Consider the following 17,304-nt stretch of genomic DNA (forward strand, 5'->3'; position numbering starts at 1 on the left):
TATTTCATCGGCGCGACGCCCAAGGGGCCGCCGTTCGGTATCGAGCGCATTGAACTCGATGCGCTGCTCACGCCGTACTTCGATCTGATCGAAGACGAAGCCGTGACCGATTCAATTGCCGTTTTCGCCGGGCGTGAGCGCTGGCTTACTTGGCGCCGTCGTTCGTAAGGGCGCGCCGTCGTGCTCGGGCGCGGCCTGGCACTCTTGATTCGGCCGCGGCCGCCCCAATTTACCGCAACGGCGGTCGCGTCGAGCACCGGTTCCCGAAATCCACGGAACGGATATCGTTTGCGGCTATAATTCAAGGCTTTGCAAGCGTTTACAAGATTTCAGTAGGAAAAGTTCATGCCCATCTACGCTTATCGTTGCGAGTCATGCGGCTTCGGGAAAGACGTGCTTCAGAAGATGAGCGACGCTCAGCTGACGCAGTGTCCCGAATGCGGGAAAGACACGTTTCGCAAACAGGTCACTGCAGCCGGTTTCCAGTTGAAGGGCTCCGGCTGGTACGTGACCGATTTCCGCGGCGGCAATGGCGGCACGAGCGCGGCGGCCACGTCCGACGCGAACGGCGCGAGCGAGAATACGGCGGCCGCCGATAACGGCGCCGCCAAATCCGATACGGGCGCGGCCAGCGGTACGACCGCGGCCGCTTCATCGAGCGCAGCCGCTACGCCGGCCGCGCCTGCTGCCGCACCAGCCGCCTCGGCAAGCTCGAGCGGTGCCGGCAGCGCCTAGTGGGACTGCCGCCCTGATCGGCGGCGCACACACCGCGCGTCGAGCCTCGGCCCGCGCGGTCTTCTGGCGGTACACATGACGACGAAAAAGACGACGCTCAAATCGGTGTTTCTGACCGGCCTGCTGGTGCTGGTGCCTCTGGCCATCACACTGTGGGTGCTCGGCCTGATCATCGGCACGATGGACCAGACGCTGTTGCTGCTGCCAAGCTCCTGGCAGCCTGAGCGCGCAATCGGCTATCGCCTGCCCGGCCTCGGAGCGGTGCTCACGCTGGCGTTCATCTTCGTCGTCGGGCTGTTGACGCAGAACTTCATTGGGCAGAAGCTCGTGAAGTGGTGGGAACTGCTGGTCGCTCACATTCCGGTGGTGGGCCCGCTTTACACCAGTGTCAAGCAGGTGTCCGACACGTTGCTGTCGAGCAGCGGCAATGCGTTCCGCAAGGCGCTGCTGATCGAGTATCCGCGCCGCGGCTCCTACACGATCGGGTTTCTGACCGGGATTCCGGGCGGCGACGTGGTCAACCACCTGAAAGAAGATTACGTCAGCGTCTATGTGCCGACTACGCCGAACCCGACGTCCGGCTTCTTCCTGATGGTGCCCAGGAGCGAAGTGATTGAACTCGACATGACGGTCGACGCCGCACTCAAGTACATCGTCTCGATGGGCGTCGTGGCGCCGTCCGCGCCACCGGCGCCGGTGCGCCGCACGACAGTCGAGCCTCCGCTGTAATGCCGGTGCGCAAGGTTTTACGCAGTTTCAAACTGCCGCGTGCCGTTCAACCAATGCAAAACGAAAGACAAACATCATGTCGATGAGAACTGAATACTGCGGTCTGGTGACCGAAGACCGGCTGGGCCAAACCGTTTCGCTGTGCGGCTGGGTGAGCCGCCGCCGCGACCATGGTGGCGTCATCTTCATCGACCTGCGCGATCGCGAAGGGCTCGTTCAGGTCGTCTGCGACCCGGATCGCGCGGAGATGTTCAAGGCCGCCGAAGGCGTGCGCAACGAGTTCTGCCTGCAGATCAAGGGTGTCGTGCGCAGCCGTCCGGAAGGCACAACCAACGCCGCGTTGAAGAGCGGCAAGATCGAAGTGCTGTGCCATGAGCTGATCGTGTTGAACGCATCGATCACGCCGCCGTTCCAGCTCGACGACGACAACCTGTCGGAAACCACGCGTCTCACGCACCGCGTGCTCGACCTGCGCCGTCCGCAGATGCAGCACAACCTGCGTCTGCGTTACCGTGTCGCGATCGAGGTGCGCAAGTACCTCGACGCGCAAGGTTTCATCGACATCGAAACGCCGATGCTCACGAAGAGCACGCCCGAAGGCGCGCGCGACTACCTCGTGCCGTCGCGTACGAACCCGGGCCAGTTCTTCGCGCTGCCGCAATCGCCGCAACTGTTCAAGCAGTTGCTGATGGTGGCGAACTTCGATCGGTACTACCAGATCGTCAAGTGCTTCCGCGACGAAGACCTGCGCGCTGACCGTCAGCCGGAATTCACGCAGATCGACTGCGAGACCTCGTTCCTGTCGGAACAGGAAATCCGCGATCTGTTCGAAGCGATGATCCGTCACGTGTTCAAGGAAACGATCGGCGTTTCGCTCGACGAAAAATTCCCGGTCATGCTGTATTCGGAAGCGATGCGCCGCTTCGGCTCGGACAAGCCGGACCTGCGCGTGAAGCTTGAATTCACCGACCTGACGGACGCGGTCAAGGACGTCGACTTCAAGGTGTTCAGCACGCCGGCCAACACGAAGGACGGCCGCGTCGCGGCGATCCGCGTGCCGAAGGGCGGCGAGCTTTCGCGCGGCGACATCGACAGCTACACGGAATTCGTGCGTATCTACGGTGCGAAGGGTCTCGCGTGGATCAAGGTCAATGAAGTGGCGAAGGGCCGTGACGGTTTGCAAAGTCCGATCGTCAAGAACCTGCACGACGAAGCGGTCAAAGCGATCATCGAGCGCACCGGCGCGCAAGACGGCGACATCATCTTCTTCGCGGCGGATCGCGCGAAGGTGGTGAACGACAGCCTGGGCGCGCTGCGTCTGAAGATCGGCCATTCGGAATTCGGCAAGGCCAACGGTCTCGTCGAATCCGGCTGGAAGCCGCTGTGGGTGATCGACTTCCCCATGTTCGAATACGACGAGGAAGACAACCGCTACGTCGCCGCGCATCACCCGTTCACGAGCCCGAAGGACGAGCACCTCGAGTACCTGGAAACGGACCCGGCGCGCTGCCTCGCGAAGGCCTACGACATGGTGCTGAACGGCTGGGAAATCGGCGGCGGTTCCGTGCGTATCCACCGTGAGGAAGTGCAGAGCAAGGTGTTCCGCGCATTGAAGATCAACGCGGAAGAAGCGCAAGCCAAGTTCGGCTTCCTGCTCGACGCGCTGCAATACGGCGCGCCGCCGCATGGCGGTATCGCGTTCGGTCTGGACCGCATCGTCACGATGATGGCCGGCGCCGATTCGATCCGCGACGTGATCGCGTTCCCGAAGACGCAACGCGCGCAGTGTCTGCTCACGCAGGCGCCCAGCGAAGTGGACGAGCGCCAGTTGCGCGAGCTGCACATCCGTTTGCGTACGCCTGAACCTAAGGCTTGAGGCAAGTGCAAGTGAGTGCTGTCTGAAAACTACAGCAGGAGCAAACGAAAAAGGCGCGCATGCGCCTTTTTCGTTTTTTGCGTTACAGTCGAAGCAACCGCTTTCGACCGCTTGCTTTCGACCGCTTATTGCACTCCGTGCCGACATGTACCGCGCAAGCGTTGCGCCCAGTTTTCACATCATGCCGAAACCGCCGAAAATTCCCCAATCCGTGCTCGTCATCATCCATACGCCCGCGCTCGACGTGTTGCTGATCGAGCGCGCCGATCATGCGGGGTTCTGGCAGTCGGTGACGGGTTCCAAGGATCGGCTCGACGAACCGCTCGTCGAAACGGCGGTGCGCGAAGTGGCCGAGGAGACTGGCATCGTGATCGGCGGCGCGCAGGTGCCTCGTAGCGCGCTGTTTGACTGGCAATATTCGATCGAATACGAGATCTACCCGGAGTTCCGCCATCGCTATGCCGAAGGGGTGATCCACAACACCGAGCACTGGTTCAGCGTGCAGGTGCCCGAGCAGCTCGAGGTGACGCTGGCACCGCGCGAGCACACTGCGTTTCTGTGGCTGCCGCATGAAGAGGCGGCGTCGCGCTGCTTCTCGTCGTCGAATGCGGACGCGATCCTGCAGTTGCCAAGGCGGCTTGCCGGCCGAGCGGCGGGCGTTCCTGCCGCGGAGCGTGGCCGATGAGCGCAAGCGGCCGTTTCTCGCGGCTGCGGCATACGCTGCTTGGCCGGCGCTATTGGCAGCGTTATCGCTTCACCACTGACAACGATGTCAGGCTGCTGCGCTCGGGCGACGATTTTTTCGACGCGCTGATTGAGCGTGTCGATGCCGCGCAGCGCGACGTCGTTCTGGAAACCTATATCTTCTGCGACGACGCCGCCGGCCAGGAAGTCAGCGCGGCGTTGTTGCGCGCGGCCTCGCGCGGCGTGAGGGTGCGCGTGATCACCGATGGCATCGGCACCGCGCGTCTGCCGATGTTCAACGAATGGCCGCTGGCCGGCATCGACCATCGCATCTACAACCCGCATCTGTTCGGCCGCTTCGGCTTTTCGCGCACCCACCGCAAGCTCGCGGTCATCGACGATCAATTCGCGTATTGCGGCGGCATCAACATCGTCGACGACTACGAGAACAACGGCGAGACCCTGCCGTACCGGCGCTGGGACTTCGCGGTCGAGCTGCACGGCCCGGTGGTCGCCGACGTCCGTCAGGCGTTCGAGGTGCAGTGGCGCCGGATTCAACTCGGGCATCGGCCGATCGAGGCACTGGAGCCCGACCTCGGCACGCACACGTCCGCGTCGCTCGGCAGTTTGCGGCGGCGTCGGCGGCGCCGCAACGAGCAGTTGTGGGCAGGCGGGCAGCCGTGCGTGGCGTTCGTCGCGCGCGACAACCTGATCAACCGACGCGCGATCGAGAAGGCGTATCTGGCCGCAATCGGCCAGGCGCGGCACGAGATCCTGCTTGCCAATCCGTACTTCATGCCGGGGCGCAAGCTGCGGCGTGCACTGGTGTTCGCCGCGCGCCGCGGCGTCGTGGTGAAGCTGATCATCGGGCGCAAGGAGTTCAAGGCGCTCGATTACGCGGTGCCGTTTCTTTATCACGCCTTGCTCAGGTCCGGCGTGCAGATCGCCGAGTACGAGAAGACGCTGCTGCATGGCAAGGTCGCGGTGGTCGATTCGAACTGGGGGACCGTGGGTTCGTCGAACCTCGATGCGCTGAGTTTGATGCTCAACAACGAAGCGAACGTGGTGCTGGTGAACGACGCGTCGACCCAGGCGCTGCGTGAGGCGATACTCGACGCGTTCAAGGATTCGCGCCGTATCGACGAAGCGCATTACGAATCGCGTCCGATCGTCGAGCGCGCGCTCAACTGGCTGGCTTATACGAGCTATCGGGTGGCGATGAAGCTGTTGACGGTGGGTGGGTACGATTAGCCGGTAGTGGCGCAAGGGCCGGCAAGCTCGAACGCAGCCCGCAGGGCCGGCCTTTGCATCGCTCAGTCGCAACGCCGTCGTGCCGTGCGCCACACCCATGCAAAGCGCGATGTATGACGCGTTTCAGAGCGCTCCTAAAGACTCGCTGCCGCGGCTCAAACATAATCTTCGTTCGATAGAAGTCGAGCGGCCTCGTGTCTCGCATGCGCCGCCGAGACTTTCCCTTATCAAGCCGTGTTTGCCGCTACGCCTGCGCCGCTTATGGCGACCGGGCTCGCGCATCAAGCACGCGCGCTCGTTCGTTTGTTGGTCAATCATGTCTGTTCGCCCGCCAGCCGAATCCACCAACACATCGAGCCTCCACGACGAGGCGATAGCCGCCTACCAGGCCGGCCGCTTCGATGCGGTGCGCACGCTCGTCGATCGAATCCTGGGCGAGGATGGCGAGCATGTCGGCGCGATTCATCTGCAAGGTCTGCTCGCATTGGCCGGCGGCGATACGCAAAGCGCGCGGCACTTGCTCGAACGCGCAATCCGGATGCATCCCGAACCGATCCTGTACAACACGCTCTACGCGATCCGGCTCAAACTCGGCGACTATCCGGGCGCGGTCGAGAGTCTGCGGCAAGGACTCGCGCTGCAGCCGGATTTCTCGGCGCTGCACTACAACCTCGCGTTGACGCTGCAACACCTTGAGCGTTTTGAAGAAGCGGCCCTGAGCTACCGGCGCACGCTCGAAATCGACCCGGCGCACTCGGCTGCGCACAACAATCTGGGGCGCATCCATGCGGATCTCGGCGCGCTGGAAGAGGCCGAGCGGCACTATCGGCGGGCCCTCGAACTGGCGCCGGCGAACCTCGTCGCCCGCAACAATCTGGCGATGGCGTTGCTCGCCACGGGCCGCTACGAAGAGGCATGGCCGTATTTCGAAGACCGGTGGGTCAGCTTCAAACTGGCCGACGGGCGACCCGCGCAGAAACCTGTGCAAGTGGGTTTGCCGCGATGGTCTGGTGAGCGCCCGTCTGCTGCGACTCAAAGTCTGTGTAACGGGCGGCCCGCAAATGAACGCCTGCTCGTCCTCGATGAACAGGGTTATGGCGACAGTCTGCAGTTCGTGCGCTACCTGCCGTTGGTGCTCGAGCGTTTTTCGCAGGTGGGCTACGTGTGCCCACCGCCTTTGCGCCGCCTGTACGAGCAGTCGTTGCGCGAACGCTGGCCGGGCCTCGTGCTGCTGGATGGAGTGCCTCCCGATCTGTGCGGCTGGGATCGCTATTGCCCGCTCATGTCCCTACCGATGGCATTCGGCACCCGACTCGCGACGATCCCGAGCGCGCTGCCGTATCTGCGTGCCGACGCTGCGCGCGCTGCCCATTGGCGCGCGCGCCTGGAAGCGCTGCCTGACGCGCATTTGCCGCGTGTCGGCGTCGTGTGGGCGGGCGGCCATTCGGGCATGGCGGTAGACCGGCGGCGCAGCCTCGTGGTCGCTCAGATCGCGCCGCTGCTCGCGCTGCGGCAGGTGCGCTGGGTCAGTCTGCAAAAGACCGATGACCCCGCGAAGCTCGCCGACGCCGCCAGCAAGGCGCGCCTGACCGACTGGACCGATGAACTCGCGGACTTCGCGGAGACCGCGGCGCTGATCGACAACCTCGATCTGATCATTTCCGTCGACACCTCGGTCGCGCATCTCGCCGCTGCGATGGGCAAGCCGGTGTGGTTGCTGAACCGTTTCGCTGGCTGCTGGCGCTGGCTGCGCGGCCGCGACGACAGTCCGTGGTATTGCGGCTTGCGTCTTTTCACGCAGACGCAGCGAGGCGATTGGGACGAAGTGCTGACGCGGGTCGCGATTGCGTTGCGGCAGAGATACCCATTGGTCGAATGAGCGCTTGCGCGAGAGCATAGCCGCGACGGCGCGGCGCTCTCGCCATCGGGCCATTCTGATCGGCGCCAGACCGACCACCGTTCCCCCACCCGCCGCCCCACCAGTGGCGCCGCCACAACCGCCTCACACGCCACACTCATCAAACCTCCTGAATTGGCGCCGATTTGCGGCATCATGTCGGCCGGCTGCGACATCACGGAGACCCAAGCACTCTGTATGGCAATACCTGTCTCAAGGCAAACGCCTCTAAAAAAATCTTATTCCTCTGATTGACGGATGTCGCAGAATTGAAACCTGGTTAGAAACCGGTTTCTAATAAAGTCCTTGTTTCGCGGACGGCAGCACTCAATAATAGTACGGCCGTTCGATTTTCTTTCGGTCACATTAGAACGGTAAAAAAACAGCTATGCGAAAAGGCGAACAAACGCGGGTCGCAATTCTCGACGCAGCACTCGATCTGGCAAGCCGCGACGGACTGGAAGGTCTGACCATCGGACTGCTGGCCGAGCGCATGCAGATGAGCAAAAGCGGGGTGTTCGCGCATTTCGGGTCGCGCGAGGATTTGCAGGTTGAAGTCGTGCGCGAATATCACCATCGTTTCGAAGACGAGGTGTTCTTTCCGAGCTTGCGCGAGCCTCGCGGCTTGCCGCGCCTGCGCGCGATGATCTCGCGCTGGATCGAGAAGCGCATCCAGGAAGTCACGACCGGGTGCATCTATATCAGCGGCGCGGTCGAGTACGACGACCGCGCCGACAACCCGGTGCGCGAGCAACTGGTGTCGAGCGTGACGATCTGGCGTGCCGCGCTCACTCGCGCGATTTCGCAGGCAATGGAGGAAGGGCATTTGCGCGCCGACACCGATCCGCAGCTGATGCTTTTCGAACTGTACAGCTTCACGCTCGGCCTGCATCACGACGCGCGCTTCCTGCGCCTGCCGGATGCGGTGCCTCTCACGTGGGCCGCGCTGGAAAAATTGATTGTTTCGTATCAAAGCGAAAGCCGTTAGCAGCGTCGTCGGGTACCAACCGGATTCAGCGGCGCACAAGTTCCGGTCCACGGACTCAGCTAACGGCCTGGCTTCCTGTCAAACTTTGGAGAGAGTCATGGGACAGTACGCCGCGCCGCTGCGCGACATGCAATTCGTGTTGCACGAACTGCTCAACGTGGAAGCCGAGATCAGGCAGATGCCGAAGCACGCCGATCTCGACGCCGACACGATCAACGCCGTGCTCGAAGAGGCCGGCAAGTTCTGCTCCGAAGTGTTGTTCCCGCTCAACCACAGCGGCGATCAGGAAGGCTGCACGTACGTCGGCGACGGCGTCGTGACCACGCCGAAGGGTTTCAAGGAAGCGTATCAACAGTATGTCGAGGCCGGCTGGCCCGCACTCGGCTGCGATCCGGAGTACGGCGGCCAGGGGCTGCCCGCATTCGTCAACAACGCGCTCTATGAAATGCTGAACTCGGCGAATCAGGCGTGGACGATGTATCCGGGTCTCTCGCACGGCGCGTACGAATGCCTGCACGCCCATGGCACGCCCGAGCTGCAGCAGCGTTATCTGCCGAAGCTGGTCGCGGGCGTGTGGACCGGCACGATGTGTCTGACCGAGCCGCATTGCGGCACCGACCTCGGCATCCTGCGCACCAAGGCCGAGCCGAATAGCGACGGCTCGTACGGGATCAGCGGCACGAAAATCTTCATCTCCAGCGGCGAACACGATCTCGCGGAAAACATCGTTCACCTGGTGCTCGCGCGTCTACCTGATGCACCGAAGGGCACCAAGGGCATTTCACTGTTCATCGTGCCGAAGTTCGTGCCGAACGAGGCGGGCGAGCCCGGCGAGCGCAACGGCGTGAAGTGCGGCTCGATCGAACACAAGATGGGCATTCACGGCAACGCGACCTGCGTGATCAATCTCGACAACGCGAAGGGCTGGCTCGTCGGCGAGCCGAACAAAGGCCTCAACGCGATGTTCGTGATGATGAACGCCGCGCGCCTCGGCGTCGGCATGCAGAGCCTCGGCTTGACCGAAGTCGCCTATCAGAACTCGCTCGCGTATGCGAAAGAGCGTCTGCAGATGCGGTCGTTGACCGGCCCGAAGGCGCCCGAAAAAGCCGCCGACCCGATCATCGTGCATCCCGACGTGCGCCGCATGCTGCTCACGCAGAAGGCCTACGCTGAAGGCGCGCGCGCGTTCTCGTACTGGTCCGCGCTGCATATCGACAAGGAACTGTCGCACGGCGACGAAGCGGTGCGCAAGGAAGCCGCCGACCTCGTTGCGCTGCTCACGCCGATCCTGAAAGCGTTCCTGTCGGACAACGCGTTCGAAGGCACCAACCACGCGATGCAGATCTACGGCGGCCACGGCTTCATCGCCGAGTGGGGCATGGAGCAGTACGTGCGCGACGCACGGATCAACATGATCTACGAAGGCACCAACGCGATTCAGGCGCTCGACCTGCTGGGCCGCAAGATTCTCGGCGACATGGGCGCGAAGATGAAGAAGTTCGGCAAGCTGGTGACGGAATTCGTCGAAGCGGAAGGCATCAAGCCGGAGATGCAGGAGTTCATCAACCCGCTCGCGGACATCGGCGACAAGGTGCAGAAGCTGACGATGGAAATCGGCATGAAGGCGATGCAGAACCCGGACGAAGTCGGCGCCGCGGCCGTGCCGTATCTGCGTACCGTCGGCCATCTGGTGTTCTCGTACTTCTGGGCACGCATGGCGCGTATCGCACTCGACAAGCAAGCGTCGGGCGATCCGTTCTACAAGGCCAAGCTCGCCACCGCACGCTTCTACTTCGCGAAACTGCTGCCGGAAACGGCGATGACGATCCGTCAGGCGCGCGCAGATTCGAAGTCGCTGATGGACGTCGAAGAAGCGCTTTTCTAAGTCGGACGCAAACACACATCGAGGCGCAGGCGCCGCGCGTATCGAAAGCGCGGCGCCTGATTCCAGCCTGGCCCCAGTCATACATCGCGAAGCATTCGTGACGCTTCGCGACACCCGCATAACTCCCCGGAGGAACGACGTGAGCAATCTGATCATTCGCAAGGTAGCCGTGCTCGGCGCCGGCGTGATGGGCGCGCAGATCGCAGCGCACCTGATCAACGCCAAGGTGCCCGTGCTGCTGTTCGACCTGCCCGCCAGGGAAGGCCCGAAGAACGCGATCGCGCTGAAGGCGATCGAGAATCTGAAGAAGCTGTCGCCCGCGCCGTTCGGCGTGAAGGACGACGCGCAATACATCCAGCCCGCCAATTACGACGACGACATCGCGAAGCTCGCCGAATGCGACGTCGTGATCGAAGCGATCGCCGAACGCATGGACTGGAAGCACGACCTGTACAAGAAGGTCGCACCGCACCTCGGCCCGAACGCGATCTTCGCGACCAATACGTCGGGCCTGTCGATCACGGCTCTGTCCGAAGGCTTCCCGGCTGAACTGAAGGCGCGCTTCTGCGGCGTGCACTTCTTCAACCCGCCGCGCTACATGCATCTCGTCGAACTGATCCCGACCGCGACGACGCGTCCCGAGATTCTCGACCAACTCGAAACGTTCCTGACGAGCGTGGTCGGCAAGGGTGTCGTGCGCGCGAAAGACACGCCGAACTTCATCGCGAACCGCGTCGGCATTTTCTCGATCCTCGCGGTCATCACGGAAGCCGCGAAGTTCGGCCTGCGTTTCGACGAAGTGGACGACCTGACCGGCGCGCGCCTGGGCCGCGCTAAGTCGGCGACGTTCCGCACCGCCGACGTGGTCGGTCTCGACACGATGGCGCACGTCATCAAGACGATGCAGGACACGCTGAAGGACGATCCGTTCTTCCCGGTCTACGAAACGCCGGCCGTGCTCGCCGAACTGGTGAAGAAGGGCGCGCTCGGTCAGAAGACCGGCGGCGGTTTCTACAGGAAGGAAGGCAAGGCGATCAAGGTGCTCGACCCGAAGACGGACGAGTACGTCGACGGCGGCGCGAAGGCGGACGAACTGGTCGGCCGCATCCTGAAGCGGCCGGCGGCCGAGCGTCTGAAGTTGCTGCGCGAATCGGAGCACCCGCAGGCGCAGTTCCTGTGGGCGATTTTGCGCGACGTGTATCACTACATCGGCGTGCATCTGGAGTCGATCGCCGACAACGCGCGCGACGTAGATCTGGCGATCCGCTGGGGCTTCGGCTGGAACGAAGGCCCGTTCGAAGGTTGGCAGACGGCCGGCTGGAAGCAGGTCGCCGAATGGGTGCAGGAAGACATCGCGGCGGGCAAGGCGCTGTCGAACGTGCCGCTGCCGTCGTGGGTGCTGGAAGGCGTGGTCGCGGAGAAGGGCGGCGTGCATACGAACGACGGTTCGTGGTCGCCGGCTTCGAAGACGTTTGTGCCGCGCTCGTCGCTGTCCGTGTATGACAGGCAGGTGTTCCGCGCACCACTGGTCGGCGACACGACGGCCGATCCGAAGACCTACGGCAAGACGCTGTTCGAAACCGATGCCGTGCGCGCATGGGTCGACGATCGCGAGGGCGAGAACGATGTGTTGATCGTGTCGTTCAAGAGCAAGATGAACACGATCGGACCGTCTGTGATCGACGGTCTGACGCAGGCTATCGAACTGGCCGAAAAAGACTACAAGGGCCTCGTGGTGTGGCAGCCGACGTCGCTGAAGCTCGGCACGCCGGGCGGCCCGTTCTCGGCAGGCGCCAACCTCGAAGAAGCGCTGCCCGCGTTCATGATGGGCGGCGCGAAGGGCATCGAGCCGTTCGTGCAGAAGTTCCAGCAAGGCATGTTGCGCGTGAAGTACGCGAGCGTGCCGGTGATCTCGGCGGTGTCGGGCATCGCGCTCGGCGGCGGATGTGAGTTGGCGCTGCACAGCGCGAAGCGGGTTGCGCACTTCGAAAGCTATATGGGTCTCGTGGAAGTCGGCGTGGGTCTCGTGCCGGCGGGCGGAGGCCTGAAGGAAGCGGCGCTGCGCGCGGCGGAAGCGGCCACGCAGGTCGGCGCGACCAGCGATCTGCTGAAGTTCGTGCAGAAGTCGTTCGAAAACGCGGCGATGGCGAAGGTCTCGGCGTCCGCACTGGATGCCCGCACGATGGGTTATCTGAGGCAGTCCGATACCATCGTCTTCAACGTGTTCGAACTGCTCGACGTCGCGAAGAAGGAAGCGCGTGCGCTGGCGGCGGCGGGTTATCGTCCGCCGCTGCGGGTGACGCAGGTGCCGGTCGCGGGCCGCTCGGCGATCTCGACCATCAAGGCGTCGCTCGTCAACATGCGCGATGGGCGTTTCATCAGCGAGCATGACTTCCTGATTGCCAGCCGCATCGCGGAAGCGGTGTGCGGCGGCGATGTGGAAGCGGGTAGCCTCGTCGACGAAGAATGGCTGCTGCAACTCGAGCGTCGTGCGTTTGTTGACCTGCTCGGCACGCAGAAGACGCAGGAGCGGATCATGGGCATGCTGCAGACCGGTAAGCCGGTGCGCAACTGAAGCGACGAGCAATCGGATACAAATGCACGGGGTGGGAGTACGCGCCAAAGCGCTAACTGCCACCGACCGCAACAGGATTGCATGGGGCCCGCGCAAGCGCTAAAGCGCTAACGCGGGCCGACCGCAAAGGGTTGCATGGGGCCCGCGTAAGCGCTAAAGCGCCAACGCGGGCCGACCGCAACAGGGTTGCATGGGGCCCGCGTAAGCGCTAAAGCGCTAACGCGGGCCGACAACGGAGTCTCAAATGGCAAAGCAATTGCAAGACGCATACATCGTCGCCGCGAGCCGTACGCCGATCGGCAAGGCGCCGCGCGGGATGTTCAAGAACACGCGCCCCGACGAACTGCTGGTGCACGCGATCAAATCGGCCGTGGCGCAAGTGCCCGGCCTCGACACCAAGGTGATCGAAGACGCGATCATCGGCTGCGCGATTCCCGAAGCCGAACAGGGGCTGAACGTCGCGCGTATCGGCGCGCTGCTGGCCGGCCTGCCGAACACGGTCGGCGGCGTCACGGTGAACCGCTTCTGCGCGTCGGGTCTGACCGCGCTCGCGATGGCCGCCGACCGCATCCGCGTCGGCGAATCGGACGCGATGATCGCGGGCGGCTGCGAATCGATGAGCATGGTGCCGATGATGGGCAACAAGCCGTCACTGTCGCCGCATATCTTCGATCGCAGCGAAGACATCGGCATCGCATACGGCATGGGCCTGACCGCGGAGAAGGTCGCCGATCGCTGGAAGATCAGCCGTGAAGCGCAGGACGCGTTCTCGGTCGAATCGCACCGCCGCGCGATCGCCGCGCAGCAGGCCGGCGAGTTCAACGACGAAATCGCCGCGTACACGATCACCGAACGCTTCCCGGATCTCGCGACCGGCGAAGTGCGTGTGCAGACGCGCGAAGTGTCGCTCGACGAGGGCCCGCGCGCGGAAACGTCGCTCGAAGGTCTGGCGAAGCTGCGCGCCGTGTTCGCGAACAAGGGTTCCGTGACGGCGGGCAACAGCTCGCAGACGTCGGACGGCGCGGGCGCGTTGATTGTCGTATCGGAGAAGATGCTCAAGCAGTTCAACCTGACGCCGCTCGCGCGCTTCGTGAGCTTCGCCGTACGCGGCGTGCCGCCGGAAATCATGGGCATCGGTCCGAAGGAAGCGATTCCGGCCGCGCTGAAGGCCGCGGGTCTGAAGCAGGACGATCTCGACTGGATCGAACTGAACGAAGCGTTCGCCGCGCAATCGCTGGCGGTGATTCAGGACCTCGGGCTGGACCCATCGAAGATCAACCCGCTCGGCGGCGCGATCGCTCTCGGCCACCCGCTCGGCGCGACGGGCGCGATTCGTGCGTCGACGGTGGTGCACGGCCTGCGCCGCCGCAACTACAAGTACGGCATGGTGACGATGTGCGTCGGCACCGGCATGGGCGCGGCGGGCATCATCGAGCGTCTGTAACCGGGTTAGCGGGTGTACACCCCAGTCCGCGCGGTCATCGGCGAGAGGACACCCGCGCTTGTCCGTTAAGGACCGCAGAACGGTTCGCAGGCCGCCCGGCTTGCGAACCGTTTTTACATTCTCAGCAAGAGCACGAGGAAGGAGATGACGATGGATATCCTGGTCGAGCGCGCGGACGGCGTGCTGACGATTGCCTTCAACCGGCCCGGCAAGAAGAACGCGATTACTGCCGCGATGTATCAGACGATGGCCGACGCGATGGTTCAAGCGCACGGCGACACGTCCGTGCGTGCGCTTCTGATTCGCGGCAGCGCCGGCATTTTCAGCGCTGGCAACGATCTCGACGATTTCATGAAGACGCCGCCGATGGGCGAAAACGCGCCGGTGTTCCAGTTCCTGCGCGCGATCAGCTCGGCGGAGAAGCCGGTGGTGGCGTCGGTGGCGGGGCCGGCGGTGGGCATCGGCACGACCTTGCTGCTGCATTGCGACCTCGTCTACGCGGCCGACACGGCGAGCTTCTCGTTGCCGTTCACGCAGCTCGGCCTGTGCCCGGAAGCGGCGTCGAGCTTGCTGTTGCAGCGCGTGGGCGGTTATCAGGCGGCGGCGGAAAAGCTGCTGCTCGGCGAAGCGTTCGACGCCACCGAAGCGCAACGCATGGGCTTCGTGAATCGCGTGCTGCCGGCGGCTGAAGTCGACGCGTTCGCCGCTGCGCAGGCCGCCAAGCTGGCCGCGCTGCCGGCGTCGTCGTTGCGCGTGACGAAGAGTTTGATGAAGCGCGCGAGCCAACAGGAACTGCAGACGCAGATGTCGGAAGAAGCCGTGCACTTCGGCAAGATGCTGCTCGCGCCGGAAGCGCGCGAGGCGTTCAAGGCGTTCTTCGAGAAGCGCAAGCCGGACTTCCGGCAGTTCGATTGACGCGCAGCGCCTGAGCGGTGCAGCACACGGGGCGCCGCGTTGCCAGCGCGCTCGTGACCCCTCAACCGCTCAAGGCTGCGCCGCTTGCCACGTGTCGTAATCGACGAAGCTGGTTTCACGGCAGAAGCTGACGAGCCGCACGCCCGCCTTGCGGGCAATCGCAATCGCCAGCGACGACGGCGCGGAGATCGTCGCAAGCATCGGCACGTCGACGCGCGCGGCCTTGCGCACCAGCTCGTAGCTCGCGCGGCTCGACAGAAACACGAAGCCGTCTCGGGTGTCCGCGCGATCGAGCACGAGCTGGCCGATCAGCTTGTCTAGCGCGTTGTGGCGGCCGACGTCCTCGAACGCGTAGCGGATCGCGCCCGCCGCGTCGCACCATGCGGCCGCGTGCAGGCCGCCGGTCAAGCGCGTGAGCGCCTGATGTTGGGGCAGTTCGCGGGCGGCGCGAGCGATCGCGTCCGGCGCTAGCCGTTGCAGAAAGCCGGTGTCGGGCACCCGCTCCGGTTTCAGATCGAGCAGATCGATGCTTTCGATGCCGCAGACGCCACAGCCGGTGCGCCCGGCGAGCGCGCGGCGCTTCTCCTTCAGCGCGACGAACGCCTGCTGGACGACCTGCAATTGCACTTCGGCATGCGGCAATTCATCGTCGTCATGCAGTTCGACCTCGATGTCCTGAATGTCGCTGCCGCGCTCGACGATGCCCTCCGAAATCGCAAAGCCGACCGCGAATGCTTCGAGATCGCGCGGTGTACACATCATCACCGCATGCGAAATACCGTTGAAGACGAGCGCGACCGGCCATTCCTGACCGACGTGATCGGTGACGGTTTCGACCGCCGCGCCGCGATGCCGGTGCACCTGGCGCTCCACCGCGCCCGGCTGTCCGACTGTTTCCTGTTCGTTCAATGCTCGACTCCTGTGCGATGCTGCGCGCGCGTAGCGGTTCCCGAGGTTGCCCTGCGCCACCGGCCAACCCCGGCGGAGCCGCCGTCGCGCGAAGAAGGTTCTAAAATACCTCAAGCTGCGCTTGCACGCTGTGCGCCATCAGGAGGAGCCTTGTCATGGGACTCAAAGAAGCACCGCTTCTGTTCGACTTCGAAGTCGCGTCTTCGGAGAATTTCACCTACATCCCAATGTCGGTGCGCTTCAATCTCGACCGTTTCGGGCTGCGCATCACGCTCGCGCAGTGGCAGTTGCTGCCACTCGAAGACCGCAAGCTGCTGGCGCGTTTCCCCGTCGAGGACGACGCGGAAATCGAACCCAATTTCGATCACGCGCTGTTCGAGATGCTGCGCACGCACGCGAACGTCGAGCCGGAGTGGTTCACGCCTGACGAGTCGCCCGCGTGGCGCCGCACGGACAGCGTGCCGGAGGGCGTCACCCTTCAGGCCGGGCTGGCCGGTCTCGTCGCGCCGAGCGCAGCCCGCTGGGCCGAACTCGATCCGTTCAAGCGCTACGTGCTCGCCAAATTGTCGCGCAAGCCGGAAGCCAATCACGACTTCGTCCCGGCGATGAAGGAATTCGGCGCGGCAGGGTAGCGGCGGCGAGGCGCGTGCAGCGCGGGTAGCGAGCGCAGCCGCCCATGCACGACCGGGCGAGCGCGATTCGCCACGTGTCATCCATCATTGCGCCCCCACTCCCGGTTTTTTTCATTCCCACCCTCAACTCCGTTCTGGATGTTGCCGTTATCCATGGGTTGGCGCGGAAAAAGACTCGCATCGATGCGGCCCGACGCACCGAGAACGACCGCGCGCTCCCGCCCTCGGAACGATTGACGTTCGGAATTCATGACTCTTTTCTTATCGAAGCGGCTGCTGATCAACATAGCGGTGGTCGTCGCCGCGGTCGGTGCGAACGCGTTCGTCGCCTACACGCAGATTGGCGGTCAGCGCGATGCCGACGCGCGCATGCTGCGCTCGACGAGCGTGCGCCAGAACCTCGACGCGTATCACACGGCGCTCGACGGCGCACTGGCCGCGCTCGGCCGCTTCGAGGCATCGGGCGAACCCGCGCCGGTCAACGCGGCCGCCGCGATGACCACGACGCTCGCCGGTCTGGAGCACGAGCTGCGCCAGGAGCTGGTCGGCGAACCGCCGATGCTCGACGCGCTGGCGAGGCTGAGCGCGGACAGCCGCGCGCTGCAGCACGACGTCGACGACGCGCTGTTGAAAAGCGCCAGCGCCCAGCCGGATGCGTCGCGCGCGTGGGCGGCGTCGACCTACACCCGCCTCGGGCTCGGACTCGATCGCGTGGAAGCCGCGCTGGCCGCGCTGCGCAGCGAGGAGAACCGCGCGTTGCAGAAGGCGCTCGCGGTCTCGGCGA

General features: G+C 64.0%; 14 protein-coding genes and 2 pseudogenes. 14 read left to right on the plus strand and 2 right to left on the minus strand.

Going from position 1 to position 17,304, the window contains the following annotated elements; all coding sequences use genetic code 11:
- From CIC12_RS05950 to CIC12_RS06005, 12 genes and pseudogenes are all read left to right on the plus strand, one after another.
- Positions 1 to 168 (plus strand): annotated as a pseudogene (locus CIC12_RS05950) (thiopurine S-methyltransferase); the annotation flags it as partial.
- 177 nt (positions 169 to 345) lie between these two features.
- Positions 346 to 735 carry an FmdB family zinc ribbon protein gene (locus CIC12_RS05955; protein WP_168663080.1) on the plus strand — a complete coding sequence of 130 codons (390 nt, stop codon included), beginning with the start codon at positions 346 to 348 and terminating at the stop codon, positions 733 to 735.
- Positions 736 to 810: 75 nt separating this feature from the next.
- The gene (locus CIC12_RS05960; protein ID WP_168663082.1) at positions 811 to 1,464 is read left to right on the plus strand and encodes a DUF502 domain-containing protein; all 654 of its coding nucleotides are present in this window, start codon (positions 811 to 813) and stop codon (positions 1,462 to 1,464) included.
- A gap of 76 nt (positions 1,465 to 1,540) precedes the next feature.
- Positions 1,541 to 3,340, plus strand: coding sequence for an aspartate--tRNA ligase (aspS, locus tag CIC12_RS05965; protein ID WP_168663084.1), 1,800 nt, complete (start codon positions 1,541 to 1,543; stop codon positions 3,338 to 3,340).
- Between the two features lie 181 nt (positions 3,341 to 3,521).
- The gene (gene nudB, locus CIC12_RS05970) at positions 3,522 to 4,025 is read left to right on the plus strand and encodes a dihydroneopterin triphosphate diphosphatase (protein WP_168663086.1); all 504 of its coding nucleotides are present in this window, start codon (positions 3,522 to 3,524) and stop codon (positions 4,023 to 4,025) included.
- Entirely contained in the window at positions 4,022 to 5,275 is a 1,254-nt protein-coding gene (gene clsB, locus CIC12_RS05975; protein WP_168663088.1) for a cardiolipin synthase ClsB, read from the plus strand. Before nudB ends, clsB begins: the two co-directional genes overlap by 4 nt.
- Positions 5,276 to 5,591: 316 nt before the next feature.
- A complete protein-coding gene (locus CIC12_RS05980; protein ID WP_168663089.1) occupies positions 5,592 to 7,154 on the plus strand; it encodes a tetratricopeptide repeat-containing glycosyltransferase family protein in 1,563 nt (520 codons plus the stop codon).
- 406 nt (positions 7,155 to 7,560) lie between these two features.
- Positions 7,561 to 8,160 carry a TetR/AcrR family transcriptional regulator gene (locus CIC12_RS05985; protein WP_168663090.1) on the plus strand — a complete coding sequence of 200 codons (600 nt, stop codon included), beginning with the start codon at positions 7,561 to 7,563 and terminating at the stop codon, positions 8,158 to 8,160.
- A gap of 97 nt (positions 8,161 to 8,257) precedes the next feature.
- Positions 8,258 to 10,045 (plus strand): acyl-CoA dehydrogenase C-terminal domain-containing protein, encoded by a 1,788-nt coding sequence (locus CIC12_RS05990; RefSeq protein ID WP_168663091.1) that lies wholly within the window; start codon positions 8,258 to 8,260, stop codon positions 10,043 to 10,045.
- 139 nt (positions 10,046 to 10,184) lie between these two features.
- Entirely contained in the window at positions 10,185 to 12,620 is a 2,436-nt protein-coding gene (locus CIC12_RS05995; RefSeq protein WP_168663092.1) for a 3-hydroxyacyl-CoA dehydrogenase NAD-binding domain-containing protein, read from the plus strand.
- Between the two features lie 244 nt (positions 12,621 to 12,864).
- Positions 12,865 to 14,064, plus strand: a complete 1,200-nt coding sequence (locus CIC12_RS06000; protein ID WP_168663093.1) for an acetyl-CoA C-acyltransferase — start codon at positions 12,865 to 12,867, stop codon at positions 14,062 to 14,064.
- Positions 14,065 to 14,208: 144 nt separating this feature from the next.
- Positions 14,209 to 14,979, plus strand: coding sequence for an enoyl-CoA hydratase (locus CIC12_RS06005; protein WP_168663094.1), 771 nt, complete (start codon positions 14,209 to 14,211; stop codon positions 14,977 to 14,979).
- Between the two features lie 69 nt (positions 14,980 to 15,048).
- On the opposite strand, the gene fdhD is transcribed toward CIC12_RS06005, so the two are convergent.
- The gene (gene fdhD / locus CIC12_RS06010; protein WP_168663095.1) at positions 15,049 to 15,888 is read right to left on the minus strand and encodes a formate dehydrogenase accessory sulfurtransferase FdhD; all 840 of its coding nucleotides are present in this window, start codon (positions 15,886 to 15,888) and stop codon (positions 15,049 to 15,051) included.
- 155 nt (positions 15,889 to 16,043) lie between these two features.
- Here fdhD and CIC12_RS06015 point away from each other — a divergent pair, with 155 nt between their 5' ends.
- Entirely contained in the window at positions 16,044 to 16,520 is a 477-nt protein-coding gene (locus tag CIC12_RS06015; protein WP_168663096.1) for a nitrate reductase associated protein, read from the plus strand.
- A gap of 77 nt (positions 16,521 to 16,597) precedes the next feature.
- On the opposite strand, the gene CIC12_RS06020 is transcribed toward CIC12_RS06015, so the two are convergent.
- Positions 16,598 to 16,771, minus strand: a complete 174-nt coding sequence (locus CIC12_RS06020; protein ID WP_168663097.1) for a hypothetical protein — start codon at positions 16,769 to 16,771, stop codon at positions 16,598 to 16,600.
- On the opposite strand from CIC12_RS06020, the pseudogene CIC12_RS06025 reads away from it, so the two are divergent.
- Positions 16,770 to 17,304, plus strand: a pseudogene (locus CIC12_RS06025) (diguanylate cyclase); the annotation flags it as partial. The gene CIC12_RS06020 and the pseudogene CIC12_RS06025 overlap by 2 nt on opposite strands.

Origin of the sequence: Paraburkholderia sp. SG-MS1 (genome assembly GCF_012275575.1) — a bacterium.
In the GTDB taxonomy this organism is placed as follows: Bacteria; Pseudomonadota; Gammaproteobacteria; order Burkholderiales; family Burkholderiaceae; genus Paraburkholderia.